Origin of the sequence: Amycolatopsis sp. NPDC089917 (assembly GCF_040684635.1) — a bacterium.
Lineage (GTDB): Bacteria > Actinomycetota > Actinomycetes > Mycobacteriales > Pseudonocardiaceae > Amycolatopsis.
On the sequence record NZ_JBFBGL010000085.1, the window covers coordinates 1 to 26,802 of the forward strand.

At 68.8% G+C, this 26,802-nt stretch carries 30 protein-coding genes and 1 pseudogene; 8 read left to right on the forward strand and 23 right to left on the reverse strand.

Annotated elements, in window-relative coordinates:
- Nucleotides 1-152: 152 nt before the first annotated feature.
- Both AB0N89_RS36905 and AB0N89_RS36910 read right to left on the reverse strand, forming a co-directional pair.
- A complete protein-coding gene (locus tag AB0N89_RS36905) occupies nucleotides 153-782 on the reverse strand; it encodes a 4a-hydroxytetrahydrobiopterin dehydratase (protein ID WP_364215043.1) in 630 nt (209 codons plus the stop codon).
- 169 nt (nucleotides 783-951) lie between these two features.
- Nucleotides 952-1,116: a hypothetical protein gene (locus tag AB0N89_RS36910; RefSeq protein WP_364215046.1), complete on the reverse strand. Its 165-nt coding sequence runs from the start codon at nucleotides 1,114-1,116 to the stop codon at nucleotides 952-954.
- Nucleotides 1,117-1,482: 366 nt separating this feature from the next.
- Here AB0N89_RS36910 and AB0N89_RS36915 point away from each other — a divergent pair, with 366 nt between their 5' ends.
- Nucleotides 1,483-1,752 (forward strand): hypothetical protein, encoded by a 270-nt coding sequence (locus AB0N89_RS36915; protein WP_364214968.1) that lies wholly within the window; start codon nucleotides 1,483-1,485, stop codon nucleotides 1,750-1,752.
- A gap of 129 nt (nucleotides 1,753-1,881) precedes the next feature.
- On the opposite strand, the gene AB0N89_RS36920 is transcribed toward AB0N89_RS36915, so the two are convergent.
- The 8 genes and pseudogenes from AB0N89_RS36920 to AB0N89_RS36955 form a co-directional block, all read right to left on the reverse strand.
- Nucleotides 1,882-2,118 carry an aldehyde dehydrogenase family protein gene (locus AB0N89_RS36920; RefSeq protein WP_364214970.1) on the reverse strand — a complete coding sequence of 79 codons (237 nt, stop codon included), beginning with the start codon at nucleotides 2,116-2,118 and terminating at the stop codon, nucleotides 1,882-1,884.
- Entirely contained in the window at nucleotides 2,115-2,708 is a 594-nt protein-coding gene (locus AB0N89_RS36925; protein WP_364214973.1) for a transporter, read from the reverse strand. The genes AB0N89_RS36920 and AB0N89_RS36925 overlap by 4 nt, the downstream gene beginning before the upstream one ends.
- Before the next feature lie 107 nt (nucleotides 2,709-2,815).
- Nucleotides 2,816-3,316: an FAD-dependent oxidoreductase gene (locus AB0N89_RS36930; protein ID WP_364214975.1), complete on the reverse strand. Its 501-nt coding sequence runs from the start codon at nucleotides 3,314-3,316 to the stop codon at nucleotides 2,816-2,818.
- A pseudogene (locus AB0N89_RS36935) lies at nucleotides 3,310-4,068 on the reverse strand (FAD-dependent oxidoreductase); the annotation flags it as partial. The pseudogene AB0N89_RS36935 and the gene AB0N89_RS36930, both read right to left, overlap by 7 nt.
- Nucleotides 4,069-4,164: 96 nt before the next feature.
- Complete coding sequence (locus tag AB0N89_RS36940; protein ID WP_364214978.1) at nucleotides 4,165-4,782, reverse strand: putative glycolipid-binding domain-containing protein; 618 nt, start codon at nucleotides 4,780-4,782, stop codon at nucleotides 4,165-4,167.
- A 143-nt stretch (nucleotides 4,783-4,925) separates the two neighbouring features.
- On the reverse strand, nucleotides 4,926-5,447 hold the full coding sequence (locus AB0N89_RS36945; RefSeq protein WP_364214981.1) for a hypothetical protein: 522 nt from the start codon (nucleotides 5,445-5,447) through the stop codon (nucleotides 4,926-4,928).
- A 110-nt stretch (nucleotides 5,448-5,557) separates the two neighbouring features.
- Nucleotides 5,558-5,713, reverse strand: coding sequence for a hypothetical protein (locus AB0N89_RS36950; protein WP_101607226.1), 156 nt, complete (start codon nucleotides 5,711-5,713; stop codon nucleotides 5,558-5,560).
- 834 nt (nucleotides 5,714-6,547) lie between these two features.
- Nucleotides 6,548-6,826, reverse strand: a complete 279-nt coding sequence (locus tag AB0N89_RS36955; RefSeq protein ID WP_364214983.1) for a DUF3892 domain-containing protein — start codon at nucleotides 6,824-6,826, stop codon at nucleotides 6,548-6,550.
- Nucleotides 6,827-7,049: 223 nt separating this feature from the next.
- Between AB0N89_RS36955 and AB0N89_RS36960 the strand changes: the two genes are divergently transcribed.
- The gene (locus AB0N89_RS36960) at nucleotides 7,050-7,619 is read left to right on the forward strand and encodes a hypothetical protein (protein ID WP_364214985.1); all 570 of its coding nucleotides are present in this window, start codon (nucleotides 7,050-7,052) and stop codon (nucleotides 7,617-7,619) included.
- Between the two features lie 121 nt (nucleotides 7,620-7,740).
- Here the strand turns inward: AB0N89_RS36960 and shbA are convergent, their stop codons facing one another.
- Nucleotides 7,741-8,916, reverse strand: coding sequence for an RNA polymerase sigma factor ShbA (gene shbA / locus AB0N89_RS36965; RefSeq protein ID WP_364214988.1), 1,176 nt, complete (start codon nucleotides 8,914-8,916; stop codon nucleotides 7,741-7,743).
- Nucleotides 8,917-9,106: 190 nt separating this feature from the next.
- Between shbA and AB0N89_RS36970 the strand changes: the two genes are divergently transcribed.
- A complete protein-coding gene (locus AB0N89_RS36970; RefSeq protein ID WP_364214991.1) occupies nucleotides 9,107-9,358 on the forward strand; it encodes a WhiB family transcriptional regulator in 252 nt (83 codons plus the stop codon).
- A 96-nt stretch (nucleotides 9,359-9,454) separates the two neighbouring features.
- Here the strand turns inward: AB0N89_RS36970 and AB0N89_RS36975 are convergent, their stop codons facing one another.
- Nucleotides 9,455-11,020 carry an MDR family MFS transporter gene (locus tag AB0N89_RS36975; protein ID WP_364214994.1) on the reverse strand — a complete coding sequence of 522 codons (1,566 nt, stop codon included), beginning with the start codon at nucleotides 11,018-11,020 and terminating at the stop codon, nucleotides 9,455-9,457.
- A gap of 37 nt (nucleotides 11,021-11,057) precedes the next feature.
- Complete coding sequence (locus AB0N89_RS36980) at nucleotides 11,058-11,684, reverse strand: TetR family transcriptional regulator (protein WP_364214997.1); 627 nt, start codon at nucleotides 11,682-11,684, stop codon at nucleotides 11,058-11,060.
- A 100-nt stretch (nucleotides 11,685-11,784) separates the two neighbouring features.
- Between AB0N89_RS36980 and AB0N89_RS36985 the strand changes: the two genes are divergently transcribed.
- The 3 genes from AB0N89_RS36985 to AB0N89_RS36995 all read left to right on the forward strand — a co-directional run bounded on the left by AB0N89_RS36985 (nucleotide 11,785) and on the right by AB0N89_RS36995 (nucleotide 15,435).
- Nucleotides 11,785-12,528 carry an SDR family NAD(P)-dependent oxidoreductase gene (locus AB0N89_RS36985; protein WP_364215000.1) on the forward strand — a complete coding sequence of 248 codons (744 nt, stop codon included), beginning with the start codon at nucleotides 11,785-11,787 and terminating at the stop codon, nucleotides 12,526-12,528.
- A 174-nt stretch (nucleotides 12,529-12,702) separates the two neighbouring features.
- On the forward strand, nucleotides 12,703-13,920 hold the full coding sequence (locus AB0N89_RS36990) for an LCP family protein (RefSeq protein WP_364215003.1): 1,218 nt from the start codon (nucleotides 12,703-12,705) through the stop codon (nucleotides 13,918-13,920).
- A gap of 180 nt (nucleotides 13,921-14,100) precedes the next feature.
- Nucleotides 14,101-15,435 carry a neutral zinc metallopeptidase gene (locus AB0N89_RS36995; protein ID WP_364215006.1) on the forward strand — a complete coding sequence of 445 codons (1,335 nt, stop codon included), beginning with the start codon at nucleotides 14,101-14,103 and terminating at the stop codon, nucleotides 15,433-15,435.
- A gap of 72 nt (nucleotides 15,436-15,507) precedes the next feature.
- On the opposite strand, the gene AB0N89_RS37000 is transcribed toward AB0N89_RS36995, so the two are convergent.
- From AB0N89_RS37000 to AB0N89_RS37045, 10 genes are all read right to left on the reverse strand, one after another.
- Nucleotides 15,508-16,689 (reverse strand): acyl-CoA dehydrogenase family protein, encoded by a 1,182-nt coding sequence (locus AB0N89_RS37000; protein WP_364215009.1) that lies wholly within the window; start codon nucleotides 16,687-16,689, stop codon nucleotides 15,508-15,510.
- Between the two features lies 1 nt (nucleotide 16,690).
- A complete protein-coding gene (locus AB0N89_RS37005) occupies nucleotides 16,691-17,620 on the reverse strand; it encodes a 3-hydroxyacyl-CoA dehydrogenase NAD-binding domain-containing protein (protein WP_364215012.1) in 930 nt (309 codons plus the stop codon).
- The gene (locus tag AB0N89_RS37010) at nucleotides 17,617-18,363 is read right to left on the reverse strand and encodes an acetoacetate decarboxylase (protein WP_364215015.1); all 747 of its coding nucleotides are present in this window, start codon (nucleotides 18,361-18,363) and stop codon (nucleotides 17,617-17,619) included. The genes AB0N89_RS37005 and AB0N89_RS37010 overlap by 4 nt, the downstream gene beginning before the upstream one ends.
- Before the next feature lies 1 nt (nucleotide 18,364).
- On the reverse strand, nucleotides 18,365-19,132 hold the full coding sequence (locus AB0N89_RS37015; RefSeq protein WP_364215018.1) for a crotonase/enoyl-CoA hydratase family protein: 768 nt from the start codon (nucleotides 19,130-19,132) through the stop codon (nucleotides 18,365-18,367).
- Between the two features lie 9 nt (nucleotides 19,133-19,141).
- Complete coding sequence (locus AB0N89_RS37020; RefSeq protein ID WP_364215021.1) at nucleotides 19,142-20,299, reverse strand: CoA transferase; 1,158 nt, start codon at nucleotides 20,297-20,299, stop codon at nucleotides 19,142-19,144.
- Between the two features lie 166 nt (nucleotides 20,300-20,465).
- Nucleotides 20,466-21,374: a LysR family transcriptional regulator gene (locus AB0N89_RS37025; RefSeq protein ID WP_364215024.1), complete on the reverse strand. Its 909-nt coding sequence runs from the start codon at nucleotides 21,372-21,374 to the stop codon at nucleotides 20,466-20,468.
- Between the two features lie 4 nt (nucleotides 21,375-21,378).
- A complete protein-coding gene (locus AB0N89_RS37030; RefSeq protein WP_364215027.1) occupies nucleotides 21,379-22,728 on the reverse strand; it encodes a HAMP domain-containing sensor histidine kinase in 1,350 nt (449 codons plus the stop codon).
- A complete protein-coding gene (locus AB0N89_RS37035) occupies nucleotides 22,725-23,414 on the reverse strand; it encodes a response regulator transcription factor (protein ID WP_364215030.1) in 690 nt (229 codons plus the stop codon). Before AB0N89_RS37035 ends, AB0N89_RS37030 begins: the two co-directional genes overlap by 4 nt.
- Nucleotides 23,415-23,426: 12 nt before the next feature.
- Nucleotides 23,427-23,603, reverse strand: a complete 177-nt coding sequence (locus tag AB0N89_RS37040) for a hypothetical protein (protein WP_364215033.1) — start codon at nucleotides 23,601-23,603, stop codon at nucleotides 23,427-23,429.
- Nucleotides 23,600-23,971, reverse strand: coding sequence for a hypothetical protein (locus tag AB0N89_RS37045; protein ID WP_005166641.1), 372 nt, complete (start codon nucleotides 23,969-23,971; stop codon nucleotides 23,600-23,602). Before AB0N89_RS37045 ends, AB0N89_RS37040 begins: the two co-directional genes overlap by 4 nt.
- A gap of 73 nt (nucleotides 23,972-24,044) precedes the next feature.
- On the opposite strand from AB0N89_RS37045, the gene AB0N89_RS37050 reads away from it, so the two are divergent.
- Nucleotides 24,045-25,835, forward strand: a complete 1,791-nt coding sequence (locus AB0N89_RS37050) for a CocE/NonD family hydrolase (protein ID WP_364215037.1) — start codon at nucleotides 24,045-24,047, stop codon at nucleotides 25,833-25,835.
- A gap of 20 nt (nucleotides 25,836-25,855) precedes the next feature.
- On the forward strand, nucleotides 25,856-26,518 hold the full coding sequence (locus AB0N89_RS37055) for a hypothetical protein (RefSeq protein ID WP_364215040.1): 663 nt from the start codon (nucleotides 25,856-25,858) through the stop codon (nucleotides 26,516-26,518).
- Nucleotides 26,519-26,802: the final 284 nt, after the last annotated feature.

Consider the following 26,802-nt stretch of genomic DNA (forward strand, 5'->3'; position numbering starts at 1 on the left):
ACACCTCGGCGAGCTGTGACATCACCCGCCACCACACACAGGGGTGCCGCGGGTTTCCGTTGCGGCGGAAACGGCTATGTCCCGAACATCAGCCGCGACCGCGGCTGGTCGTTCCCCAAGGAGGTTGTGGTGGCCGCCACGGGCGACGTGGCTCAGCGGCCGAGGAACGTGCACACGCAGGCTTTGTTGCCTTCAGGATCGGCCAGGACGACGAAGGCAGGGGCTTCGTCGTCGTAGACCACTCGTCCGCCCGCGGCCACCGCGGCCGCGATGCGTTCCCGGGCGATGTCGTGCGGTAGCCACAGGTCGAGGTGGAAACGCTGGCGTGGAGTCTCGTGCGCGTCGGTGTGCTGGAACCAGAGCGAGGGCAGTCGTCCGTCGGGGTCGACGATGTCGTCGCCGGTGAATTCGCCTGCGAGCAAGGCGGTCCAGAACGGGCCGGCGGCGGCGAGGTCGGCGGAGTTCAGGGCGAGTTCGAGTTCGGAGAGCCCGCTCGGGTCGGATTCGATCCCTTGTGCGCGGGCGATCTCGCTGATCTGCCGGGCGAGGTCGATGTCGCGCTGGGTGATCCGGGAGACGTCGTGGCTGATCAGTTTCAGGTCGACGAAGGAGTACGTCAGGGTGACGTCGGGGTGGTGGCCGGCGCGTTCGGCGGCCTCACCGACGGCGGTGACGAACGCGAGGCCCTTGGCGAAGTCACCGGTGAGGAACCGCGCGTGGAGGGCCCGGATGAGCTTTCGCCAATCGTCCAGCCGGGCGTCGAGGATCTGCTGCTGCTTCATCACGCTTCGCGGACCTCGTTCTCTGGATGGCAGGAATGGACACGCGTCGGCGAGTCGCGACACGGTGCTCGTCACCGGTACGCGTGTCGCCGCACTCTGCGGTCTTGACAGGTTAGCCGCGGCGAAGCCCTCACGACCCCGGCCGGGTGGGACGCGTGAGGGCTCGGCGCTAGTGGACTGTCGCCCGGGTCTGGGTGCGGTGTGCACGAAGTCGTTTGCCCGCGCGGCGTGCCCGGTCGATCCAGGCGTTGCGGCCCGCCTTGATCATCTGCTCGGCGCGGTAGTCGACCTCGGCCAGCACGCCGGTGAGAAGGACGTCGTTGCTGTTCATCACGATCATTGCCCCTTCAGGAACTCTGTGTCTCATTGGTAGTGATCAGAGTCGTCCTGAGGGGTGCGCTGGAGCATCGGGTGATCACCTGGAGACGCACCTGACTTGACCCCTTACCTTCGCTCATTCCCTGATCAGGCGAGGTAAGGGGCTGAGGGCGATGCCTTATCTCCGGCGGCCTGGCGGGACAGTCCTGGCAGGCCGCGCGGCGCTAGGTTGCCCTCCTGATCTGGGGTTTGACCGGCGGGCGAGTGGGTATGCAGGCGGTATGAGTGACGAAGCGGTGGCGCGGATGGCTGAGGCCGACGCGACTCATGCGTCAATGAGCCGGATCGCGGTATGGCGTGCGGCCATCCGTCTGAGCTGAAGATGCCGTCCTCCGAAGTGACCGCGGAAACGCTCGCCGGGCTGAGCCCGGAGCAGCGGAAGGCCCGGCTCGGTCAGGCTTTGCTTCCGCGGGTGCAGAACCATCAGCCCATCCTGGCGGTGCACATCACCGTGTTGCTGCTCGAGCTGGGCGACGCCGAAGTGCTCACTCTGCTCGAGAACGACGCGCGTCTCGAACGGAAGGTGGAGGAAGCGACATCAGAACTCGCGCTCCGAGACGAAACAGGACGAGCACGACGTAGCGGCGACTGATACGCGGTCATCCTCCGGACGGTGCGCACGGCGCCGCCGGCTGGCGGCGGGGAACGCCGTGCCCGCCCCGTCGAGCAGTTCGACGGGCTCGTCGGCCAGGAAAGTGTGCGCGTTCGCGGCGTAGAAGGACTAGATCGACGCGCCGAGTTCGACCTCGGCGACGGCTTCGTCCAGTGGCTTGCCCATCTCCCGATGAGCGATCCGGGCGAGTTCGCCGCTGCGCGCGGTGTGGAGGGCGGCGACGGTGTCCAGCAGACCGGCGCGCTGAGGCACGGTCTGTTTCGACCATTCTCGGTCCGCGTCCGGATACTCCCGTACCAGCTCGCCGGTCGCCGGATCGACCACGGCGTACGACTGCCTGTTCACGACGACGCACCCGCTTCCTGCACTGTCTTCACACCCGAGGCCGCGTTGTGGTCGTGCAGTGCACGGTAGGCGAAGAAGTAGACGAATCCTTGGGTTCCCCAGGTCGCCAGCGCGGCGGTGTAGAAGATCGTGCGGTTCGCGTCGTCGAACGGGAAGGGGAAGAAGTCGTAGGTGATCGCGATGACGATCGCCGCGGCGGTCACCAGTCCCGTCCAGAACGCCGTCCCTCGCGCGCCGATGGTCCAGAGCCGTTTGGCGAAGTACCCCAGGAAGACCGCTGCGGCGAGGTTGGCCACGACGTAGAACGCGGCGACAGCGAACGCGTCGTAGTCGACGCGGGGGTCTTCGCCGTGGAAATGCCGGAGGAACAGCCCGGCCGCGGTGGCGAGCGCGAACACGCCGATGTCGACAGCGAGGCTCGGCCTGTAGTTCCGGGTGACCTTCATCAGGCCCATCACGAGGATGAGCGTGATGCCGACCGACCGCGAGAAGGCGTCGAAGAAGTACGCTATGCGGTAAAGGACGCTGCCCTCGTCGGCGCCGAGCAACGACCAGACGAGGAAGTTGCTGCCCGAGGTCGCGACGACCAATTATTCGAGACCGAGCAGGTAGTTGCCGTAGCGGCGGATGAATTTCCAGCCGAAGAAATAGCCGACGAAAATCATCCACACGTCGGCGAGCAGGAAGAAGATGTCCTTCATCGCACCGACACCTCCTGGGATTCGCGCGCCACCGCGGCCGCGACGCGCTCGGCAGCGCGCTGACCGGTCAGGACGGCGCCGTTCATGCAGCCCGCCCACTCGCCTGCGGTTTCCGTTCCTGCCCAGTGAACGCGCCCGTGCGGCTCGGTGAGAGCGGGACCGTAACTCGTGGTCGCGTAAGGACCGGCAGCCGGGTTTGGGCCTCCCGGGGCGAACGGTTCCTCTCCCCAGCAGTGGTCCAGGTAGTCGATGGGCGCGCTCGCTTGCGTGCCGTACAGCTGGACGAGCTGCTGGAGGACCCTGCTGCGCCGATGATCGAGGTCGAAGCCATCGAACACGCGGGGGTCGCAGAACGCCATCAGGATGCCTGGCCCGGTGGCATCAGGTGAAACGTCGAAGGTGATGAACACGGCCCCGGTGTCGGTCAGTGCCTCGCCCGAGAGTCCGTCGGCCCGCCAGAAGGGCTTGTCGTAGGCGACGAACGCCTTGCTCAGCACCCCCCCATGCGCCAGGTGTTCGCGAGTCCCTCGGCCTGCTCGGGCAAAGGCGGGTCGAACTCGATCCCGGCGCGGTGCTCCGTCGCGACCGTGACGATCGCGTGCTTCGCCGTGTTTTCACCCGAATCGGTGCGGACCGTGACGCCGTAGTCGTCTTGGGAGATCCGGCGAACCGGTGTGCCGAGGACCACGCGGTCACCCAGTTGCTCCGCGACGCGCTTCGCGATCTCCTGGGTGGTTTCGACGTACCGTTCCTGTTGCTGGCCGCCCTCCACGTCGAGCATGTGGTCGACGCCGCCCGCCGCGCGGATGTAGCGCAACGCGTGCAGCAGCGAGACGTCCCCGGGGCTGCAGCCCCACTGCACCTTGCTGACGACGGTCATCAAGGCACGGGTGGCAGGCAGCGCGTTCTTCCGGTCGAGCCATTCGCCGAAGGAGATCGCGTCGAGCCGACCGGCCTCGGGGGAGTGCCAAGCCGCGTCGACGTCGATGCTCGCGACGAGTTTGTTCAGCGCCAGCTGCACGCGCGCCATGTCGACCAGCGCCACCGGCGAGACCGTGGGAATCGTGCCCTGGTAGGTGCGGCGCCGGCCTGCCAGCCACAGGACGTTGCGCCCCTGATCGAACTGGCCGGTCGTGGTGCACCCGGCCCGCCTCGCGAGGTCGCGGATCGCCGTGTGCCGCCGGGAGACCCAGGTCGCGCCGAGATCGACCCGTACCCCGGCCACCTCGCCGGAGAGCGAACGGCCACCGACCCGGTCGCGGCCTCGTTCTCGGCAGTCACGTCATCGCCGGGCGGGCAGCACCCCGCGCCCATGAGTGAATCAGCACCGTGACGCTCTCAACCGTCACGTGGTGTCAGCTGAAGCGGGAGCCGGGACTCGGCGGGCCAGACCGGGGTAGTTCAGGACGAAACCGTGCGCGTCGATGTCGAGGTCACCTTCGAAACCTCGGTGCGCGCCGATGTAGCGAACTTGCCCGATCCCATCGACTGGTGGGTGCAAGTGCTCGTAGCGTTGCCGGGACGGGTGCACGCTCAGATCAGGCACCGAGACCCAGGCCATGAGGAAGTCGGCCCCGCCCGCCTGTTCGTGCAGGCGGTGGCGCCGCACGGGCATCACGTTCGTCAGTGGTGAGCGCCCGAGATCGCAGTCGAGAGCCCCCTCTAGCGCCGCGGGGTCGCCGCCGGGATCAGGTAGGCCCACCATGCCCTGGTGATCGGCGTCGACGGTCCAGGTGCCGCCGGGGATACGGGTGAGGCACAGCCGGCGATTCCAGTGTTCGCCGCGCACGGTCACGTCGAGCCGATCGGTCACGAACTCGTCGCCGGTGGTCAGCGAATAGTCGAGCCGATAGGGCAGCGGCGCCACACCGGCCTGGGTGCCGATCGCGGTGAGCGAGGTATCGGACCAGCCGACCTCGCAGACTTCGGTTCGCCACTGGTCCGCACCGGTCCAGAACAGCATTCGTTCCATCTGGTCATCATGCCAACGGCCCCGGCGCCCCGCCGCGTCGCCGGGTGTGGTCAGGCGGCATGCACAACAGGCTCGGCACGTCCTGAGTGGTCCAATGCGCGGTCACCATCCGGGAACTCGGTCAGCCTCGGTCCTCAGGAGGGCGGTCGGCCGTTCGTCGCCCGGTGATCGAGATATTCGATGCTGCATCCGTCCAGTCGCTGCTCGGCGTCTGAGGCGTGGGCCGAGCAGAGCGAGCCGGTCACATCGTCGCGATCGGTGGCGATCGCCGCAGCCGGTTCCGTGCAGGGGGTGTGCAGGCGGTCGTAATCCCAGGAGTGGCCACAGCCCGTGGCGGTGCACCAAGCCCGGTCTCCGAGCGAGTGCAGGGTGACACCGTGGATGGGGCAGACGCCCCAGGGGACGTCGCACAGATGGGGATCGCGGGACACCCGGACGCGGGTCAGGTACGCGGCGGTCCTGGCGATCTCGCCGGTGTAGTCGGCCAAATCGCCGGTGGCTCTGGTCATCGGCTGCGCCAGCCGTTGCAGATGTCCGTCGTCCGCGGCCTCCAGCCGAGCGGCCATCTCCTCGGTCCGCTCGGCGAGAGCGTCGGCCTCGGCGGCCAGGGCCCGTAGCTCCGCCGGGACGGGTTCTGGGGTCGGCGGCTCAGACATCGTGGTCCTCGCAGGTGCGGTGAAAAGGAAATGGTGTGGGGGAGGGGGAAGAACTCGGCCCCGGCCCGGTGAAACGTGGACCGGGGCAGTCGGTTCGGACGACGATCGGCTCAGAACCAGTGGGCGCGGCCGCCCACCTTGCGTCCCGTGCCGCCGAGAATCGCGAGAACCACGCCCACGACGGCGAGGACGGCGCCGATGGTGGTCAGCACGGGGATGCCGACGATCAGGCCGATCACGAGGATGATGACTCCGAGCACGATCATGGTGACTCACTTTCCTGGAGCGGCGAAACGAATCGCGGCCACGATGGGGACTGGGCTGGTGGTGCCCGCATCGGCGTCCCGTCAAACGCCGCCGACCCGTATTTCTCCTTCGTGCCGGGAAAACCGGGGGCCGTCGGATTCCACGGTTGAGGTTCGCGGCGCGTGGGTAGATGCCTTGAGTCGTCGTGAAGCGCAGCCGGAGGAAGCGTAGTGTTTTTTCGCAGGAAAGCGATCGTGCCCGTTGGTGATGTCGAGCGGGCGGAGGCCGTTCTGGTCGCTCGAGGTGTCAACCGTGAGCGGGCAGGTGGTGAGCTGAGGGAGATGGCGCGTCGTCGGCACATCTCGCTGTCACGGTGCGCTGCTTTGGTGGCCTCGACCGGCCGCGCACCGTGGTCGACGTGAACTCACCCCGGGACGAGATGCCCGCCGGCCTCACGTCGGAACAATGCAAGGTTCGGCTCGGCCAGGCTTTGCTTCCTCGCGTGCAGAGGTATCAGCCCGTGCTGGCGGCGCAGGTCAGTGGACTCCTGCTGAAACCGAGCACTGACGAGATACTCGCCCTGCTCGCCGACGAACTGAGCTTGGAACGGAAGATCGCCGAAAAGGTGCGGACGGCGCGGTCTCCGAGTGGGCTCCGTTGCCCACGTGAAGCCCGATACAGGCCGGCACGCTGCGGTACTCGGTCCGAGGTGAAACCGGCATTGACCTGCGGAAGCCAGCATCCGAGGACACTGGCTGACATACGGGAGCACCGGTCGCATAATCCCTTGGCCGTCGGTTCGAGCCCGGCCCGGCCCACTTCTGGTCTCGTTGTCCACTGTGGACTATTCCGCCTCAGAACCGCGGAAGCTCCACGAGGTTGTCCTTCCAGATCCCGTCCGCCCGCGTGCGGAGGAATTTGGGGCCGTAGGTCGGTTTGATGATCTCCACGGCCACCCGGTGGATTCCCTCGTCCACATAGGCCTTCCCGTCGTCGTCTTCGATCCACGTCACGATCGCGGAAACGAAACTCTCGCCGGTTTCGCCGCTACCGGGATTCACCCAGCGCAGCTTCGTGATGCTTTCGTGGAACTTCCCGCCTTCGAGCCGCGCTGCGATGATCTTGATGGCCATGGTGTTACCTCTTCGGCTGGGTCTCCTCGAAGCGAACAGGGGTAATGCGGTACTCGCCGTCCGTCCGCACCCCGTTACGCCTTCCGGCCGCCGTGCCTCGAACGTTACGAATTCGAGCGCGGGGCGTCTGTTCTGAGTCAGATGACGCAGACCGCGCGCGTTCCGCCGTGTCAAAGTCCTCGCGCCGGCCGGGACACGTGCCGGAAAGAGAGGGGAAACAGACATGCTTGCCGCCAAGAAGACGCTGGCCGTGTTCGGAATCGCGATGGCCCTGACAGGCTGCACGCCGGATCCGGCGCCGCAGGCGACGCAATCGGTGCCCGCGGCGCCCTCGTCGTCCGCCGCCGATCCGGCGGCCGCGGTGACTTGGATGAACGGGTTCTGTGGCGCCGTCAGGGATTTCATCGACGGCAACAACAAGATGCCCGCGGCCGGTGGCGACACCGTCGAGGCCATCACCAAGAGCACGAGCGACCAGCTCGGGCACTACGCGACCATCCTGGGCAAGACGGTCGACGGTCTCAACGCGCTGCCTGCCGCGCCGGTCCCCGCCGCCGACGCGGCCAAGAAGGACTTCCTCGGGAAGTACACCGCGGCGAACGACAAGGTCGTGAAGGCGAAGGCCGACCTGGACGCGGCGAAAAGGAGTGACACGGCCGCGCAAGCCCGTGCCGTCGACGGCCTGATGGCCGCCCAGAAGGACACGCACGGCGCGCTCGACCCGGTCAAGGCAGTGCTGGACTCCCCGGAACTCACCAAGGCCGCGGCGACCGCCGAACGCTGCCGCCCGTGATCACTCGTGAGTGGTGAGGACGGTCGGAACGGACCGGTATCCGCCTGCCTGGGTGAGGCTGGTGGTTCCGCGTGGGTCGGGTCCCGGCCCACGCGGAACCGTCCTCACCACTCACGAGTCCCTACTCCTCCGTGAGAATCTTGCGAAGCCTGCCCAAGGCCCGGTGCTGCGCAACGCGAACAGCGCCGGCCGTCGACCCGACCACCCCGGCGGTCTCCTCGGCCGACAGGCCCACGACGATGCGCAACACGACGATCTCCCGCTGCTTGTCCGGCAGGATCCGCAGCAGTTCGCCCATCCGGTCGCTCAATTCGTTGTGCAGCGTCTGCTGTTCCGGTCCGGCGGACTCCGAGATCCCGTCCGGGACCTCGGCGACGGGCTCGGAGCGGTTGCGGGCGGCGGCCCGGCGGGCGTCGGCGACCTTGTGCTGCGCGATGCCGTAGACGAAGGCCAGAAAGGGGCGTCCTCGCTCGCGGTACGTCGGCAGGGCGCGGAGGATCGCGACGCAGACCTCCTGCGCGACGTCGTCCGCCGAGACGTACGTCCGCTCCTGTCTGCCGATCCGCGCCCGGCAGTAGCGGATCACGAGCGGGCGGATGGTGGTCAGCAGGTGGCTCAGCGCCCGCCGGTCACCCCGTCCGGCGGCCGCGACCGGTTCGTCGAGGGTGTACCAGTGGGACGGGGCCGCCTGCTCGGGCTCGGCGTCGGCCGGTGCGCCCGGCTCCACCAGGGAGAGGTCCCTGATCATCGCGCGGTTCTTGATCCGGGACAGGGTGTCTTCGCTGTCTAGCCCGACGCGCAGCGCGTCGACGAAGGCGTCGTTGGCGCTGTCCAGGCGGCCGGCGGACTCGGCGTCGTGCTCCTCCAGGCGACCCCGTGCGTGACGCAAGGTCGCGCTGACCGCCTCGTCCGCGATCCCGAGCACCCCGGCGATCTCGCGGGGTGTGAAGCCGTCCAGCGCCCAGGCCATGCCTAGCTGCTGGCGTTTCGGCAGCCGCCCCAGCATGGTCAGGACGGACGACGCCTCGGCGGCGAGCACGGTGAGCTTGTCCTCCCGGCCGCTGTCGGCGAAGGCCCAGTCGGCCCGGACCGCGGTCTGTTCCTTCGCCCGCCGGTGCCCGACACGGCGGACCCATGATTTCGGATGCGTGATGGTCCGCCAGTCCTCGTAGGCGTTGAGCATCGCTTCCGCCGCGGCGTCGCGTGCCGGATCGAGTGCGAACCCCGCCTTGCACAAGAAGCCGGTGAGCAGCGGAAATTCGGCGTGGAAGAACTCGTCGAACCCGTCGTGGCCCATCACCCGCACTCACCGCTCTCAGCCGCCTGACGCGAATGCCCTCACCAGAACAGGTGCAGCGAGCGGGCCGCTGAGTGTAACGATTCGGTCAAGGTGATGTTTGGGGCGCGGACCCGGGTGGATACCCGCGTGCGGGCGGAAGTCGTTTGACGAGGAAGGGAAAATCGGAAGAAAAGGAGGTGATAGGAAAATGGAAACGAGGATGGTGGGTGACCTGGCCGACGCCGCTTGCCGCAGTGAGGATCCCGAACTGTTCTTTCCGGTCACCGAAACCGGTCCCGGCGCCCGGCAGGCTGCCAGGGCGAAGGCCGTCTGCGCCCGGTGCCCGGTCATTTCGGCGTGCCTGGCCTATGCCGTGGACAACGGGCTGGCCCACGGCGTTTTCGGCGGCTTGACCAGTAGCGAGCGGCGCCGTCTGATTCGCGTCGGCAACGCCGCCTGAAACGACTCGATCACGCGACTGAATTCCCCTGGGGGTTTTGGCGCGCGCGAAAAGAGGGGCCCGGTTCGGCGAACCGGGCCCCTCTTTCGTGGCAGGTCAGGCGACGGCCGTCTCCTCGGCCAGCCGCTCGTTGCCCGACTGGGTCTTGAGCGGCTTGTGCTTGAGGAAGGCGACGGCGACGACGACCAGCAGCGCGACCGGCGCGCTGATCAGGAACAGCTCGCTGGTCGCTTCCCCGTAGGCGTCGCGGACGACGCCCGCGACCGGTTCGGGCAGCGCGGCGATGTTCGGCACCGCGCCGCCTTCGCCGCCACCGGGCAGCGGACCGAGGTCCTCGGTGATCAGCGCGGTGACCCGGTTCGCCAGCACCGCGCCCAGCGCGCTCACCCCGATCGAGCCGCCGAGGCTGCGGAAGAACGACAGCGTCGAGGTCGCCGTGCCGAGGTCGTGCGCGTCGACGTCGTTCTGCGCCACCAGGACCAGGTTCTGCATCAGCATGCCGACGCCGACGCCCAGGACGACCATGTATCCGCCGAGGACGACGAGGTTCGTCTTCGAGTCGAGCGTGCCCAGCAGGGCCAGCCCGACGGTCATCAGGGCCGAACCGAGCAGCAGATGGCTCTTCCACTTGCCGGTCCGGCTGATCAGCTGGCCCGAGACCGTCGAGGACACGAGGATGCCGAAGATCATCGGCAGGCTCAGCAGCCCGGCCACCGTCGGCGACTTGCCGAGCGACAGCTGGAAGTACTGCGACAGGAACACCGTCCCGCCGAACATCGCGACACCGACCAGGAAGCTCGCGAGCGTGGTCAGGCTGATCGTGCGGTTGCGGAACATCCCCAGCGGGAGGATCGGCTCGGCCACCTTCGACTCGACGTAGACGGCGAGCGCGAGGACGACCACGCCGGCGGTCACCAGGCCGACGGTCCACCACGAACCCCACGCGAACTGGTGCCCGGCCAGCGAAGACCAGACCAGCAGCGTCGAGACGCCCGCCATGATCAGGAAAGCGCCGAGGTAGTCGACCTTCACGTCCCGCCGGATCGTCGGCAGGTTCAGGGTGCGCTGCAGCAGCAGGATCGCCGCGACCGCGAACGGGACACCCAGGAAGAAGCACCAGCGCCAGCCGAGCCACGAGGTGTCCACCATGACGCCGCCGATCAGCGGGCCGGCGATGGTCCCGACGGCGAACACGGCGCCGAAGATCCCCGAGTACTTCCCGAGTTCCCGCGGCGACACGATGGCGGCCATGATGACCTGCGCGAGCGCGGTGAGCCCGCCCGCGCCGATGCCCTGCGCGACGCGGCTGGCGATCAGGAGCTCGATGTTGCCGGCGAACCCGGCCACCAGCGAACCGACCACGAACAGCCCGAGCGAGAGCTGGATCAGCAGCTTCTTGTTGTACAGGTCGGAAAGCTTGCCCCACAGCGGCACCGTCGCGGTCATCGCGAGCAGTTCGGTGGTGACCACCCAGGTGTAGGAGGACTGCGAGCCGCCCAGTTCGGAAACGATGCGCGGCAACGCGTTCGCCACCACCGTCGAGGCGAGGATGGCGACGAACATGCCCATCATCAGCCCCGACATCGCTTCGAGGACCTGTTTGCGGCCCATCGAGCCCGCCGGGGCCTCCGGTCCTCGTGGTTCGGTCGTGGATACGGACATGGGTGTCCCCCTTCGTGTTCCTGGGATGCCGGGCGCGTCAGCGCGCGCGGCCGCCGGGCTCGGGAAGCCCGGCGAGAAGCATTTCGACGGCTTCGTCCAGCAGATCGATCGCGGAGATCCGGCCGTCGTGCTGGTACCAGCGCATGAGTACCGCGTTGACCGCGCCGCCGAGCGTGGACAGCAGCAACGTCGGATACAGATCGGTCTTGGGATCGAGGCCGGTGCGGCGCGCGATCGCCTCGATCATCGGCGCGATGGTGTCGTGGTTCATCGTGACCGCGCGCGAATGCAGGGTGGCGTTCTCCTGAATGGCCTTCATCCGGCCGAGCCACTCTTCGCGGTTCTCGTCGACTTGGGCGAAGTCTTCCTTCAACGCGTCGACGAAGGCGCGTGGAGTGCTGACTTCCTTCGGCGTGGCAAGGAATTTCTCGATGGTGCGCTGTGATCGCTCTGCCGCGTCGGCGTGGGCGATGACGACAGCGTCCTCTTTGGACGGGAAGTAGTTGAAGAACGTCCGCGGCGAAACCCCCGCCGCCGCGCTGATGTCCTCGACCGTCACCTGGTCCAGACCGCGTTCGGCGACGAGCCGGACTGCGGTGGTCGCCAGCGCGCGGTGGGTTTCGAGCCGCTTGCGCTCGCGGAGACCTTTGACGGGTTCGGGCATGAGCACGACGATACGCCTAAAGATGCAGAGACTGCAAAATTGCAGTTTGTGAACCGTGCCACTCGCGGGCGGCCGGTCCCCGCCTGGCAGACTGCGGCGCGTGAGCGGAACGGTGCTGGTACTGGGCGGACGCAGCGAGATCGGCCTCGCGGTCGCGGAACGGCTCGCCCAGGGCGGGGCGCGCGAGATCGTGCTGGCCGCCCGGCGGAGCGCGGACCTGGGCACGGAGTCCGAGCGGCTGCGGGCCGCGGGAGCGGAGAAGGTCGGTGTCGTCGAGTTCGACGCCGACGACCTCGCCGGACACGGTCCGTTCCTGGAGAAGGTCGTCGCGGAACACGGTCCGCTGGACGTCGTCGTCACCGCTTTCGGGATCCTCGGCGATCAGGCGCGGGCCGAAGCGGACGCCGCGCACGCCGTCGCGATCGTGCACACCGACTATGTGGCTCATGTGAGTGTGCTGACGCATGTGGCCACTGTGCTTCGTGAGCAAGGAAGCGGAAGCCTCGTGGTGTTCTCGTCGGTCGCCGGGGTGCGGGTCCGGCGGGCGAACTACGTCTACGGCTCCGCGAAGGCGGGTCTCGACGGCTTCGCGAGCGGCCTGGGCGACGCCTTGCACGGCTCCGGCGCGCACCTCCTGCTCGTGCGGCCCGGCTTCGTGATCGGCCGGATGACCGAGGGCATGTCGCCCGCGCCGTTCTCGAGCACGCCCGATCAGGTCGCGGACGCGACTGTCGCGGCGCTGCGGAAGCACCGGGAAACCGTGTGGGTGCCGGGACTGCTGAGGCTCGTGTTCTCAGTGATGCGCGTGGTGCCACGGGCGATCTGGCGCCGTATGCCGCGCTAGGAAGCGCTGCGCGATCGTTTCGGCACACGGTGTCGCGGACGACTGTCTCCTTGGTCACTTCGGCTGGGCCGATCGGGCTTTAAGACCCGTTCATGACAGGTTTCTCAGCTAATTCCCAGCTAACGCGGTGATCCTCGACCACGGGGGATCATTCACGAAAGCGGGGAGAGGGTCGTGCTGCTCACGTCGCGAGGACGGCGGATCGGCGGCCGCGTCGCACTGGGCCTGGTGTCGACGGCCGTCCTGGGGGTCACGGGCTTCGCGTGGACCCAGCTGAGCCGTCTGGACGCGGGGATCGTCACGGCCGACGTGATCGCGCCGTCCGCTCAGGTGCCCGAAGGCCCCGCGGGCGCGCCGCTGCAGGTGGCGCAGAACATCCTGCTCGTCGGAATCGACTCGCGGACCGGCCCGGACGGGAACCCGTTGCCACAGAACGTCCTCGACGCTCTGCACGCGGGGGCCAGCGACGACGGTGGCGACACCACCGACACCATGATCGTCGTCCACATCCCGGCGGGCGGCGCCGCGGCGACGGCCATCTCCATTCCGCGCGATTCCTATGTGGACATCGCGGGCGGTTTCGGCAAGCACAAGATCAATTCGGCGTACAGCCGCGGCAAGAACGCCGCGATGAACTCGCTGCGCGCGCAGGGCCTGACCGGCGCGCAGCTCGAGGTCAAGGCCAACGAGGCGGCCGCCAAACTCACGATCCAGACGATCGAGCAGTTCACCGGGCTGTCGATCAACCACTACGCGGCGGTCAACCTCGCCGGGTTCTCCGCGCTGAGCGAAGCCGTCGGAGGGGTCGAGGTCTGCCTCAAGGAACCGGTGCAGGACAAGTTCTCCGGGGCTTCGTTCCCCGCGGGCAAGCAGCTGCTTTCCGGCGCGCAGGCGCTCGCGTTCGTGCGGCAGCGGCACGGGCTGCCCAGCGACCTCGACCGCATCGCGCGGCAGCAGGCGTTCCTGTCGAGCATGGCCAAGACCGTGCTGGACGCCGGGACGTTCACCGATCCGACCAGGCTGAGCGCGCTGATCGACGCGATCCAGGGTTCGGTCGTGCTCGACCGCGGCTGGGACGTGCTGAGCTTCGCGCAGCAGCTGCGGGGGATGAGCTCGGGGGCGCTGAAGTTCCAGACGATCCCGGTCCAGAGCCTTTCCTTGCCGACACCGTCCGACGGCGACGCGGTGAAGGTGGACCCGGCGGCGGTGAAGGCGTTCGTGAAGTCCGCGCTGACGTCGACGAGCGTCGCCGCGGTGGGGGAGACGACCGGCGGGATCGGGGTCAAGCCGGTGGCGGCGACCTCCTCCGTCGCCGCTCCGCCTTCGTCGTCTTCCGCGGGCAAGTCCTCCACGCCTTCCGCGCCGCCCGAGATGGCCGGCTGCGTCAACTGACGCTCGGGGTGTACCGAAACTTCCCCAAGATTCTTTTGAACCGCACTGGGCCGTCGTCCGTGTCCCCGCTGTCGGGGACGACACAGAGACGGGAATGGTGTGATGAAGCGTCGGTCCGGTTGGGCGATCGTGGCGAGCCTGTCTCTGTTCCTCACCGGTTGTGCCGCGACGGTAGGGGGAGTGGCGCGACCGGTGGACCCCACCCGCGTCGCCGGGCTCGAAGTCACCGACGGCCCCAGCGGTCTCAAGCCCGGCGTGCTCGACGCCGCGCTCCCCGTCGACGGCGGGGACGGCGGTGAGATCGACAAGCTCGCGGCCAACGCCGTCGCCGACGTCCAGCGGTATTGGCGGGAGCACCTGCCGGCGGTCTTCGACCGTGATTTCCGGCCGCTGGCCAGGCTCGCCTCGTACGATTCGACGGGCCGCGGCCAGGTGATCTGCGGAGCTTCGACGGCCGGGCTGGTGAACGCCTTCTACTGCGCGGGAGAGGACGTCGTCGCGTGGGATCGCGGGGAACTGCTCCCGAGGCTCGGCGACTCCCTCGGTTCGGCGGCGGTCATGGCCGTGCTCGCCCACGAGATCGGCCACGCCGTCCAGGTCCGGCTGGGTCTGTCCGGCGCGACGCCGTCGATCGTCAAGGAACAGCAGGCCGATTGCTACACCGGGGCGTACTTCCGCTGGGTCGCCGAGGGCAAGTCGTCGATGTTCCAGGTGTCCACCGGACGCGGGCTCAACGAGGTGCTCACCGCGTTGTTCCAGATCCGCGATTCCGCCGGGGTCGCCTTCTCCGACGACGGCGCGCACGGCAACGCGTTCGACCGGGTTTCCGCGTTCCAGTTCGGTTTCACCGACGGGCCCGCCCGGTGCGCGATGATCGACGAACGGGAGGTCGAGGGCCGCAGCACGCAAGGCGGCTTCGGTTCGGCCGCGGCGAACGAACGGGCGGCGGCGGAGAACGTCCGGCTCGACGACCGCCAGGCCCTCGCCGACCTCACCACCAGCCTCCGGCAGGCGTTCCGGCTCGCGGCCACGCCGCCGACGCTCACCACCGGAGCGGCCTGCGGCGTGACGACGGAGGACGCGCTCGCGTCGTACTGCTCGGAGTCCAACCAGATCACCCTCGACCTCGACGGCCTCGTCCGCATCGGGACCCCGCCGCGCAGGGGGCGGCAGGGCGGCATCGGCGACTTCGCCGCGTTCGCCGAAGTCGCGTCGCGCTACACCCTCGCGGTCCAGCAGGAGGGCGGGTTCCGGCTCGACGGTCCGGTGGCCGCGCAGCGCACGGCGTGCCTCACCGGCTACTGGGCTTCGACCATCGTGGACGGCGAACGCGGATCGCTCACGTTGTCGCCGGGCGACCTCGACGAGGCCATCGCCGAGATGCTGACGCGGAACAGCCTGATCGCGGCGGACGTCCGGGGCCGGACGCTCCCGGCCGGTTTCGCCAGGGTCGCCGCCTTCCGCGACGGCTTCTCCTCCAGCACCCAAAACACCTGCGGCACCAAATACCGCTAGACGCAAGTCCGTGAAGGCCTCCTTGAGGGACCCAGAGTCCCTCAAGGAGGCCTTCACGGAACGGCCGTCAGGTCATACGAAGGCGCTCTGGCCGGTGATGGCCTTCCCGACGATCAGCGTGTTCATCTCCCGGGTGCCTTCGAAGGAGTAGATCGCCTCGGCGTCGGTGAAGAACCGCATGATGTCGTTGTCCAGCACGATCCCGTTGCCGCCGAAGATCTCCCGGCCCCAGGCGACGACCTCCCGCATCCGCGAGGTCACGAACGCCTTCGCCAGCGACGAGTGCTCGTCCTTGAAGATCCCGGCGTCCTGCAGCCGGGCGAGCTGCACCAGCATGCCCCACGACGCGGTGATGTTGCCGAGGCTCTTCACCAGCAGGTCCTGCACCAGCTGGAACCGCGCGATCGGGCGGCCGAACTGCTTGCGCTCCTTGGCGTAGTCCAGCGCGAGCTCGTAGGCGCCGATCATCACGCCCAGCGCCTGCCAGGCCACGCCACCACGGGTCGCGCGCAGGATCTCGGCGACGTCGCGGAACGAGTCGATGCCCTGCAACCGGTTGGCCTCCGGCACGCGGACGTCGGTCAGCGTGATCTCCGCGTTCTCCACGATCCGGAACGCGAACTTGTTCTCGATCTTCACCGGGACGAACCCGGGCGAGTCCTTCTCGACCACGAAACCCTTGACGTTGTTGTCGTCCTCGTCGCGGGCCCAGACGATGACCAGGTCGGCGAAGGTCGCGTTGCCGATCCACTTCTTGGCGCCGTTGAGGATCCAGGTGTCGCCGTCCCGCTTGGCCGTGGTCCGCATGCCGCCCGCGACGTCGGATCCGCCGAGCGGCTCGGTCATCGCGAACGCGCCGATCTTGTCCATCGCCGCCATCGACGGGAGCCAGCGGTCACGCTGTTCCCGGTCGCCGCCCGAGTAGATGCTGTACATCGCGAGTCCGTTGTGGACACCGAAGAACGTCGCCACGGACGGGTCCGTGCGGGTCATCTCCATCGCCATCATGCCGCTGAGCAGGTGGCTGGTGGCGGGGAGGTGCTCGCCGTAACCCTCGTAGGGCAGCCCGGCGAGGCCCTGTTCGCGGAATTTGCCGACGAGTTCGTGCGGGAACTCGCCCTTGGCCCAGTTCTCGTTCACGAGCGGCTTGACCTCGGTGCGCATGAAGTCGCGCGCCTTGAGCAGCAGCTTGCGCTCCTCCTCGGGAAGCAGGGCTTCGTAGTCGTAGAAGTCGGCGATCAGCTGGTCGTCCATGTCAGTTCTCCTCCTTGGCGGCGGTGTCCAAAGCGGACAGCACCGCGAGCTGCTTGCGGTCGCGCGTCTCGGCGAGTTCCGAGTACGTGGAGGAGCCGTAAGCGGATTCCACGGCTTCGATGAGCCGTTCCTGTTCTTCCGGGGACTGCGAGGGCCGGCCCAGTCCCGCCCACATCTTCTTCATCGACTTGCCGATGTGCTCGGCCATGTGCCGGTAGCCGCCGGGGCCGCCGCCCAGATGCGAGCCGAGGAACGGCCCGACCGTGGACCAGCGGATGCCGAGCGAGTTCGTCATCACCGCGTCCAGTTCGGACGGTGACACGACGCCTTGTTCCACCAGGTAGATCGCCTCGCGGCTCAGCGCGTTCTGGAGCCGGTTGCCGACGAACCCGGGGATCTCCTTACGTTCCACCACCGGCGTGCGGCCGACGAACCGGTAGAACTCGACGGCGCGGTCCACTGACGCGGCATCCGTGCGCTCGCCGGGCACGACCTCGACCAGCGGGATCAGGTGCGGCGGGTTGAACGGGTGTCCGATCAGGACTCGCGACGCGTCGTCGAGGTCCGTCGCGAACGCCGTCGAGGGGATCGCGGAAGACGAGCTGAGCAGCAACGCGTGCGACGGCGCCTCACGGACCAGGGTCGCGAACAGGTCCTTCTTGAACTCGACGCTCTCGGGTCCGTTCTCCTGCACGACATCCGCGTGCCGGACGGCTTCGGAGACGTCAGCGGCGAGGTGGACGCGAGGGGCGAGGTCCGCGACGTCCCGGCCGAGATGCGGGGCGAACGCCTCCAGTGCGCCGGCGACGGCGTCGGCGAGATCCGGCCGCGGGTCCGAGACCCAGACCTCCATGTCGTGCGCCGCGAACAGCGCCGTCCACGACAGGCCGATCGTGCCCGCGCCGATCACCGCGGCGGTGCGAAAAGTCATGACCGTGCTCCCTTCAAGTAGTCGAAGACCGGCTTGACCGGGGCGAGCGTCAGGTCGGTGAGGATGTGGCTCGCGGACACGACCTCCAGCACCGGGAGGTCGGCGAGCGGGGCCAGGACGTGCTGGAACAGTTGCAGCCGCGCGGGTCCGGTCCACGCTTCCTTGACCACCACGTCGGTGATCTCGGTGCGGACCAGTTCGAAGACCCGCGGCGAACCGTCGTAGTCCGGAATGGTCTTGAGCATGAACGTCGGCACGGTGATCTGCGCTTCGGCCTCGCGGACGTCCAAGCGGTGGTGCTTGTAGCCCATGGTCGCGGTCGCGACCCGCTGGCTGCCGTGGTCGAGCGTCCCGACGAGCGCGCCGTTCTCGGCGAACAGCTTCGGCGAGCCGATGGTCTTCGGGTAGGCGCTGATCTCGCGGCCGGACGCGGTGGCCGGGAAGTTGTCGAGGTACATCGCGTGCAGGTACTCGCCGCGCTCGCCCTCGAAACTGACCGGGATCGCCTGCCCGGACTCGGTGTAGGGCCCGTAACCGCTGACGTCGCCCATCTTCATCACCTCGAACCGCACCAGCGGCTCGTCGATCTCCAGGGGCTCCGGGACGACGGCGCGCAGGGCGTCGGCGTCGGTGCGGTAGACGATGTTCAGGTACTCGCGGTTCGTGAACCGGGGCACCACCGGCGCGTACGCCGGGTTCGTGAGCGGGGTGGTCACGTGCCGGAGGACATCTTGCTGCTTCATTTCACTCACCGGTCCACTCGGGAGCGCGGCGTTCGGCGAAGGCCTGCATGCCCTCGCGGACGTCGGCGGACTTCATCAGCGCCGGCATTTCCGAACGCTGGGAGGCAAACGCTTGCGCGTCGGGAACGCCGTCCGCCGCGCGGACGATCTTCTTGACCAGGGCCAGCGCCAGGGGAGCGTTGGCGGAGAGCTGTTCGGCCAGCTGCAGGGCGACGGCGGCGGCCTCGCCGACCGGGACGACCCGGTTCACCAGGCCCAGCCGCCCCGCGCGTTCGGCGCCGATCGGCTCGCCGGTGAGGAGGAACTCCATCGCCAGGTGGTGCGGGATCCGCTTCGGCAGCCGGATCACGCCACCGCCGGCGGCGATCAGCCCGCGCTTCACCTCGGGCAGCCCGAACTTCGCGTCCTCGGCGGCGACGATCAGGTCGCACCCCAGCGCCAGTTCGAACCCGCCGCCCATGGCCCAGCCTTCGACGGCCGCGATCAGCGGCTTCGACGACTCGGCCTCGGTCAGCCCGCCGAACCTGCGGCCGGGGATCTCCGGCGACTCGCCCTTCAGCGCCGCCTTGAGGTCCATTCCGGCGCTGAACGAGCCGTCCGCGCCGGTCAGCACCCCGGCCCGCAGGCCCGGATCGGTTTCCAGGAGGTCGAGCGCTTCGGCCAGACCGGCCGCGACGGCGGCGTTCACCGCGTTGCGGGCCTGCGGCCGGTCGATCGTGATCAGCAGCGTGGTGCCGACCCGTTCTGTCCTTACTTCGTCGGTGCTCATGGTTCTTCCTCAGCGGGTGGTGGCGAGTTCGCGCAGGACGTCTTCGGTGTCCTGGCCCGGCAAGGGAGCCAGGCGCCGGACGGAACCGGGGGTCGCGGAGAACTTCACCGGGATGCCGATGGTGCGGATCGCACCCTCGCTCGGGTGCTCGACGACGTCGAGCAGGTGGCCGTCGCGGACGTACTCGTCGTCCTGCGCCTTGTCGAGTTCGAGGACCGGGGCCATCGGGATGCTGTGCTTCGCGCAGACCTCGGTCCATTCCTCGGTGGTCAGCGCCGGGGCGCATTCGGCGATCATCCCGGCGAGCGCCTCGTGGTCGGCGCCGTCGATCGCGTCACCGTTGACCCGCGGGTCCTCGGCCAGCTCCGGCCGCCCGGCGGCGTGGAAGAAGTCGCGGAAGTTCTGCGGGTTGTAGGGGATCACGCAGGCCATGCCGTCCTTGGTGTGCACGGCCTGGTGCCCGGGGTTCATCGAGGGGCCGAAGCCGGTCGGGCTCTCCGCGGGCTCGAACACGTGCCCGGCGAGGTGCTCGACCAGGTTGAACGCGATCAGCGTGTCGGTCATCGGGATCTCGACCCGCTGGCCCTCGCCGGTCTTGTCGCGGTGCACGAGCGCGGCGAGCACGGTGTAGGCGATGGTCAGGGAGGAGACCTTGTCGCCGATGATCGTCGGCAGGTAGACCGGCCTGCCCAGCGCGCGGTTCGCGACGTCGACCAAGCCGGACGACGCCTGCACGGTCTCGTCGTAGGCGGCGTGGCCCGCGCGGTCGGAGTCGCCGCGGAAGCCCTGCGCGTGGGCGTAGACCAGGCCAGGGTTGCGCGCGGCGACGTCGGCGTAGTTCATGCCGAGCCTGCTCAGCGCGCCCGGGCGCATGTTGGTGATCAGCACGTCGGCGGTGTCGATCAGCTTGAGCGCCTGCTCGCGCTGCTCCTCGTCCTTGAGGTTGAGGGCGACGCTGCGCTTGTTGCGGTTCACGTTCAGGTTGAGCGGTGTCATCCCCGGCGTCGTGCGGAACTTGCCCACTCGCACGGTGTCGGCGGGGGACTCGATCTTGATCACGTCGGCGCCGAGGTCGCCGAGGATCTGCGCGGCGTACGGGCCCATGACGACCGTCGAGAGGTCGATCACGCGAACGCCGTCCAGCGGTCCGGTGGCGGTCTGAGTCATTTTGCTTCCCTTCGCCGTTGTTCGCTCTACTTCCGAAGTTAGGCGCGAATAGCGGTAAAGGGAATGATCAAGAAACGAAGAATGGTATGACCGCGGTGGTCATACCATTCTTGGTGTCCGAATTGGACCGATGCGGGCGGCGGGATGGACCGGCTCGCGACCAGTGTCAGGTCGAAAGCGGCTCGGCGAAGATCTCCCGGGCGCCCGCGACCAGCTCGGCGAGGTCGCCGTCCTCCGCGCGATCGCGTCGCCACACCAAGGCCGTCTCCAGTTGCGGCCGGAAATCCGCGAACGGCAGGATGGTGGCGCCGTCGACCAGGAACAGATGCATCGGGCTGGCCGGATCGAGCATGGTGATCGAGAACGACGACCCGTTCGCCACCAGTTCGGAAATGCCCGAATACTCGGTTCCGCCGAATTTGAGCCTTTTCCTGATTCCCGCGTTCGACAATTTCCGGTCCATATCGTCCGAATAGGCGGGAATGCTCTCCGAAGCGGATGGGATGTAGGACAGGTCACTCAATTCGGCGATGTCCACCGTTTCCCGGCCGGTGAACCGGTCGGCCGGGACGACGGCGCCGAGCCGTTCGACCTGCACCGGGACGATCTCCAGCGCGGGATCGGTGACGGGCATCCGGACCAGCGACAGCGCGAGTTTGCCCTCGTGCACCGCGGCGACCAGATCCGGCGTCGTCCCGGGCCAGCGTTTGACTTCGAACCGGTCGTGACAGCGTTCTTCCAGCCGTTTGACACGTTCCCGCAGCGCCGGGTGCACGCCGGCGGGCATGCCGACGAACACGGTGCTCCGCCGCGGTTTCACCGCTTCCTGCAGCCGCCAGGGGATCGCGTTGACCTGATCCAGGACCTCTCGCGCGATCGGCAGCAACGCGGAACCCGCCGCCGTGAGCGTGACGTGGTGCGTGCTGCGATCGAACAGCCGGTGGCCGAGTTCGTGTTCGAGATTCTTGATCCGCTGGCTCAGCGGGGAGGCGGCCATGTGCAGTTTCCTGGCCGCCTGGGAGAAGTTCAGTTCCTCGGCGACGGCCACGAAGTACCGCAGGTGCAACATCTCCACGTGATCACCCTAACCGGAAAGCGACGGTGAACGCCGCCCCGCCTTCCGGCGCCGGACCGGCCGCCAGCGTCCCGCCCATGCGAGTGACCAGGCCGTGGGCCAGCGCGAGCCCGATGCCCGTACCGACCGGGCGGCTGTCGCGGTAGCGCTTGTTCAGCACGCCGCGTTCGAACGCGACCGGGTAGTCCTCCGGCGCCAGGCCGGGCCCGCCGTCCCGGATCGCCAGCCGGGCCTGTCCCTCGGCGGCCACCAGCGAGAACACGATCGGCGCGCCCGCCGGGGTCACCCGCAGCGCGTTCTCGGCCAGCACGTCGGCCACCTGGCGGAGCCGCCGCGGATCGGCGATGACCGCGACCTCCCCGGCGGGCCGTTCCACCAGCAGCGTGACGTCCTGCCGCGCGCACCGCAGCCGCCAGGCGTCGGCGCATTCGTCGACGAGCGCGGCGAGGTCGAGGCGTGCCGGATCGAGCCGGAACTCGTCGGCGCCGAGTCTCGCCAGCTCCAGCAGGTCGCTGACCAGGCGTTCCAGCCGGGTGGCCTCGCGGTGGATGGTCTGCCCGGCCCGGCGCGCGTCCTCGCCTTCGGCCACGCCGTCGCCGATCGCCTCGGCGAAACCGGTGACGGCGGTCAGCGGCGTCCGCAGTTCGTGCGACACCGACAGCAGGAACTCGCGTTGCCGCGCCTCGCTGTACTGGAGCGCGTCGGCGAGTTCGTTGACCGACTTCGCCACGTCCGCGACCTCGGACGGCCCTTCGATCGGAACGCGCAGGTCACGGCGTCCCGATCGCATCCCGCTCGCAACCGACGCGGCCCGGCGCAACGGCCGCGAGAGCATCCGGCTCAGCACCAGTCCCGCGATCGCGGCGACCGCCAGGCCGGCGCCGAGCGCGAAGACGGTGTTGCGCACCAGCGTCCGTCCGCGCGCTTCACCGAGCTTGGTCGATTGGACGAGCGCGAACGCGGCGCCCTTCGCGCCGACGGCGCGGCCTTCGACGAGGTACTGCTGGCCTTCGACGACCACCGTGCCCGAGCGCGTGAACCCTGACTTGGTGGCGGCGATCGCCGCCACCGTCCCGGCGCCGTCGAGTGCTCCGTTCGGACGGCGGACGACGACGTCGATCCCTTGCCCCCGAACGACTTCCGCGGCCTTGCCGATGCCGAGCCGGTTGCCGATCCCGGTCTCGTCGAGCTGGCTCGCGACCACGTCGGCCTGCGCCGCGAGCGATTGCCGGAGCACGTCTGTCCCGGTCGTGCGGATGAGCCGGGCCGCGACCAGCCCGGCGACCACCACCGCGACCGCGGCGATCGCCAGGCACACCACGGTGATCCGCAGCGCCAGCGACGTCCGTCTCATCCGGCGTCCGCCGCGTAGCCGATCCCGCGGACCGTCCTGATCGGACTGTGCCCGCCCAGCTTCCCGCGCAGCTGGGCGATGTGGACGTCGACGGTCCGCGTTCCCGCCGATGCCGCGTAACCCCAGACGGAACTGAGCAGTTGCTCGCGGCTGAACACCTGGCCGGGTCGTTTCACCAGATGGGTGAGCAGGTCGAACTCGGTCGACGTCAGCGCGACGTCGGCGCCGGCTGCCCAGACACGGCGCTGGGTGACGTCGACGCGGACACCGCCCGCCGTGTACGTCTCGGCGGGCGGCGCCGCTCCGGCCGCGCGGCGCAGGACGGTCCGGACCCTGGCCGAGAGCTCACGCGGGCTGAACGGTTTCGTCAGGTAGTCGTCCGCGCCGATCTCCAGGCCCAGCAAGCGGTCCAGTTCGTCGTCGCGGGCGGTCACGAACAGCACCGGCGTCCAGTCGCCGTCCGCGCGCAGCGTCCGGCAGATCTCGATACCGTCCATTCCGGACAGCCCGATGTCGAGCACGATCGCGACCGGGCGCAGCCGCCGGATCGTGGCCAGTGCCGCGCCGCCGTCCGCCTCGACCCGCACGCCGAACCCGTCCCGCCGCAGGTACAGCGAGGCGAGCTCGGCGATCGCGGGGTCGTCCTCGACGACCAGCACCAGCCCGCGTCCCGGTTGTGTCGTCACCGGCAGATCCTGTCACGGGGCCGGGTCGCCGGCCATGTCCTGTTCGATCGAGTCGAGCGTGCGCTGCACGTCGCTCAGCTCGCCCGGTGCCGAACCCGGCGACGGGCTCGACGTCGGCTTCTCGTCGGTGCACGCGGCCGTGGTGAACAGGGCGAGCGCGGCGAGGGTCGCGGCCAGGAGGCGCTTCACTTGCCCGCCTTGCAGTGCGCGTTCGCGAAGGCGTCCAGCTTCTGCTTCGCCGCGGTGAGCTCGGGAAGCCGTCCGCCGCGCTTGTCGGCGCGCTTCTGGAGCCTGTCCGCGGTGTCGTTGTGTCCCTTCTTGCGCTGGTCCTCGGCCCTGGCCTTGAGGTTCGCGACGGAACCGCGGACCTCGGGCCCGCCGTTGACGCGGTCCGTGAGCTTCGTGGTGCGCTCGGTGAGCTTGGGCAGCCATTCGGCGCACAGCTGCTGGGACTCCTCTGGGCTGAGCGTGATCGGCGCGGTCTGGGCCGAGGCGGCCGGGGCGAGAGCGACGAGACCGGCCGCGGTGAGGCAGACGGCGATGGTGTGTTTCAGCATGCGAAGAGCGTCGCGCGGGCGGATACGAGGAATGTGGGGGAAATGTTCGGGTTCTGTAAGCGATACTCGGACGATGGGGCTGAAGACTTCGACCGCCACCGTCGTGGCGATGCTGTTGCTCACCGCCGCGCCGGCCATCGCGGCACCGCCCGCGTTCGACCTTCGGGACGGGGTGAGCCAACCGGTGTTCTCCTACGAGAAGGCCATCCGGGAGACCGCCTGGGTGGAGACCGGCCAGGACCTCGACCGCGACGGCCAGGTCGACCGGGTCGCCGCCGACATCATCCGCCCGGCCGAACCGGCCGCGCGCGGGCAGCGCGTCCCGGTGATCATGGACGTCAGCCCGTACTTCGAGAAGATCGGGCGCGGCAACGAGCGCCAGCCGAAGACCTACCTCCCCGACGGCACGCCGTCGCAGTTCCCGCTCTTCTACGACAACTACTTCGTCCCGCGCGGCTACGCCGTCGTGCTGGTCGACGTCGGGGGCACCAATCGCTCGTCCGGGTGTTTCGACGACGTCGCCTCCGGCAACGGGGTCGTGAACTGGCTCAACGGGCGCGCGAACGCGTTCCGGACGCCGTTCGGACCGGAACGCGTCCGCGCGGGCTGGGCGAACGGGTCGGTCGGCGCGATCGGGAAGTCGCAGGACGGGGCGACGGCGATCGGGATGGCGGCGTCGGGGATCGACGGGTTGAAGACCATCGTGCCGATCGCGGGGGTCAGTTCGTACTACGAGGTGCACAACGCGGATGGCGCGTACTTCGGCTGGGCGGGTGGCCCGGGCCTGTACAACGAACGGGCGCAGAAGCTGTGCCAGCCGTTCGAAGAGGACAACGCGCGGCGCGCGGGCACGGACGGGAACTTCAACGAGTACTGGCGCGGGCTCGACTACGTCGCGAAGACCGGCAAGGTGCGCGCAAGCGTTTTCGCGTCGATGGGCTTCCACGATCTCAACGTCAACCCGATCCAGTTCGGGCCCTGGTGGGAGGCGCTGAACGCGTACGGCGTGCCACGCAAGGCATGGCTGCACCAGGCGGCGCACGTCGACCCGTTCGACCTCGACCGGTCGCTGTTCGTGCGGACCCTGCACCGCTGGTTCGACCGGTGGCTGCTCGGCGTGCGCAACGGCGTTGAGACCGAACCCGCGATCCGCGTCGAGCACACCCCGGACCGGTGGGCCGACGAACGCCGCTGGCCGCCGGCGGGTGCCGGGTCGCGCACTCTGTGGCCTTCGGCGTCCGGTGGGCTGGGCGACAGGCCTTCGTCCGGCGCGGTTTCGGTGACCGAGGACCCCGCGCGCGGGGCGTCCCAGTGGGTGGAGAACCCGTCGCAGGCCAGTCCGGACCGTGTCGTCTTCGCGGGTGAGCCCGTGCGCGCGGACACCCGGATCGCCGGGACCGCCACGGTGACGGTGACCGCCCGTTCCGACAAACCGAGCGCGCGGCTCGGCGCGGTGCTGGTCGACTACGGTCCCGCGACCGTGCGGAACACGAAATTCCCCGCGCTGGGCACCAAGGACCTGACGAGCCGGTCCTGCTGGGGCGCGGGAACGGCCGCGGACACGGGATGTTTCCTGGACACCGTCGCGGACCTGACCACCGTGGACAAGCAGATCGTCGCGACCGGCTGGGCGGATCTCGGCCACCACCGGTCGCTGTGGCGGGGCGAGCCGCTGGTGCCCGGCAAGGCGTACACGATGACGTTCCGGCTGAGCAGCCTCGACCACGTCGTCCCGGCCGGGCATCGGCTGGCGCTCGTGCTGGGCGGGACCGACGCGGACATGTTCGACCCGTCGCTGCCCGCGCCCGGCGCCCGGGTGACTTTCGACCTGGGCGGGACTTCGCTCTCGGTCCCGGTCGCCTGAATCTGGCTATCGTCGGAATCATGAGCCTGCCCGACTTCTGGCTGCGTCGCCCGGCCGTGCCGACCTCGGCCGCGCTGCGGGAGCGGTTCGACGAGGCGCTGGGCGAAGCACTCGCGGCCGGTCCCGACCGGCCCTTCGGCTACCGTCTCGACGCGCCGAAATGGCAGTTCCTGTGCCATGCCGCGGACCGGGCGGACTTCGTCCTGCACGGCTCAGGCGACTCCGGCATCACCGAATTCACGCCGCGACGGCCCCCGGACATCACGGATTTCGGCAGCCGTCTCGCGGTGTTCGCCGCGGCCGACGGGATCTGGCCGATGTTCTACGCGATCCTGGACCGCGACAGCCTGCCGGTGTCGATGTGCAACGCGTGTGTGCGGGTCGGTGGCGAGGCCCGCTATCACTTCTCGATCAGCGCGCCTGCGTTGGAGCGACGGCCGTGGCGGACCGGCACGGTGTACCTGCTGCCGTCCGCGACCTTCGAACTCGAGCCGGCGGACGGGGAGATCCGGCCGACCCAGGCCGCCAGTCCGGTCCCGGTCCGTCCCGTCGCCAAGCTGACCGTCCGGCCCGAGGACTTTCCCTTCCTCGACGACGTCCACGGGCATCACGACGAGGAGTTGCTCGCCAGGGCCGCCGCCGCCCCGGACGGCTTCCCCTGGCATGAACCCGGGTGGTCGTGAGTGGCGATGCGGGTTATTTGAGAGGTAAGGCGAACATGGCGTGATCGAGTCTCCGGTCGAGCAGGCCTTCTCCGCTGGAGCCGATCGCGACTCCAACTGTCCACAAGAGACGGTTTTTCAGCTGGGGCCGCCCGGTTTGGGCACTTTGCGCCGCTTCGTGACGGGGTCGTGAGTGGCAAAGAGGGTTAGAACAAAATTTTTCACGAACGAAAAAAACCCAAACCCCAAAGCGAATACGGCAAAAAGAAAAAAGCACCGCCCCCGACTAACCGCAACAAAGAATA

Excerpts from the sequence above, each read along its gene's own strand:
- AB0N89_RS37020 (WP_364215021.1), bottom strand. The coding sequence starts at position 20,299 with ATGACTCAGACCGCCACCGGACCGCTGGACGGCGTTCGCGTGATCGAC.
- AB0N89_RS36950 (WP_101607226.1), bottom strand. The coding sequence starts at position 5,713 with ATGATCGTGCTCGGAGTCATCATCCTCGTGATCGGCCTGATCGTCGGC.
- AB0N89_RS36980 (WP_364214997.1), bottom strand. The coding sequence starts at position 11,684 with ATGCCCGAACCCGTCAAAGGTCTCCGCGAGCGCAAGCGGCTCGAAACC.
- AB0N89_RS37030 (WP_364215027.1), bottom strand. The coding sequence starts at position 22,728 with ATGAGACGGACGTCGCTGGCGCTGCGGATCACCGTGGTGTGCCTGGCG.
- AB0N89_RS36975 (WP_364214994.1), bottom strand. The coding sequence starts at position 11,020 with ATGTCCGTATCCACGACCGAACCACGAGGACCGGAGGCCCCGGCGGGC.
- AB0N89_RS37045 (WP_005166641.1), bottom strand. The coding sequence starts at position 23,971 with ATGCTGAAACACACCATCGCCGTCTGCCTCACCGCGGCCGGTCTCGTC.
- AB0N89_RS37055 (WP_364215040.1), top strand. The coding sequence starts at position 25,856 with ATGAGCCTGCCCGACTTCTGGCTGCGTCGCCCGGCCGTGCCGACCTCG.
- AB0N89_RS37005 (WP_364215012.1), bottom strand. The coding sequence starts at position 17,620 with ATGACTTTTCGCACCGCCGCGGTGATCGGCGCGGGCACGATCGGCCTG.
- AB0N89_RS36970 (WP_364214991.1), top strand. The coding sequence starts at position 9,107 with ATGGAAACGAGGATGGTGGGTGACCTGGCCGACGCCGCTTGCCGCAGT.
- AB0N89_RS37010 (WP_364215015.1), bottom strand. The coding sequence starts at position 18,363 with ATGAAGCAGCAAGATGTCCTCCGGCACGTGACCACCCCGCTCACGAAC.
- AB0N89_RS36945 (WP_364214981.1), bottom strand. The coding sequence starts at position 5,447 with ATGTCTGAGCCGCCGACCCCAGAACCCGTCCCGGCGGAGCTACGGGCC.
- AB0N89_RS37015 (WP_364215018.1), bottom strand. The coding sequence starts at position 19,132 with ATGAGCACCGACGAAGTAAGGACAGAACGGGTCGGCACCACGCTGCTG.
- AB0N89_RS36915 (WP_364214968.1), top strand. The coding sequence starts at position 1,483 with ATGCCGTCCTCCGAAGTGACCGCGGAAACGCTCGCCGGGCTGAGCCCG.
- AB0N89_RS37000 (WP_364215009.1), bottom strand. The coding sequence starts at position 16,689 with ATGGACGACCAGCTGATCGCCGACTTCTACGACTACGAAGCCCTGCTT.
- AB0N89_RS36960 (WP_364214985.1), top strand. The coding sequence starts at position 7,050 with ATGCTTGCCGCCAAGAAGACGCTGGCCGTGTTCGGAATCGCGATGGCC.
- AB0N89_RS36905 (WP_364215043.1), bottom strand. The coding sequence starts at position 782 with ATGAAGCAGCAGCAGATCCTCGACGCCCGGCTGGACGATTGGCGAAAG.
- AB0N89_RS36955 (WP_364214983.1), bottom strand. The coding sequence starts at position 6,826 with ATGGCCATCAAGATCATCGCAGCGCGGCTCGAAGGCGGGAAGTTCCAC.
- shbA (WP_364214988.1), bottom strand. The coding sequence starts at position 8,916 with ATGGGCCACGACGGGTTCGACGAGTTCTTCCACGCCGAATTTCCGCTG.
- AB0N89_RS36940 (WP_364214978.1), bottom strand. The coding sequence starts at position 4,782 with ATGCTGTTCTGGACCGGTGCGGACCAGTGGCGAACCGAAGTCTGCGAG.
- AB0N89_RS37050 (WP_364215037.1), top strand. The coding sequence starts at position 24,045 with ATGGGGCTGAAGACTTCGACCGCCACCGTCGTGGCGATGCTGTTGCTC.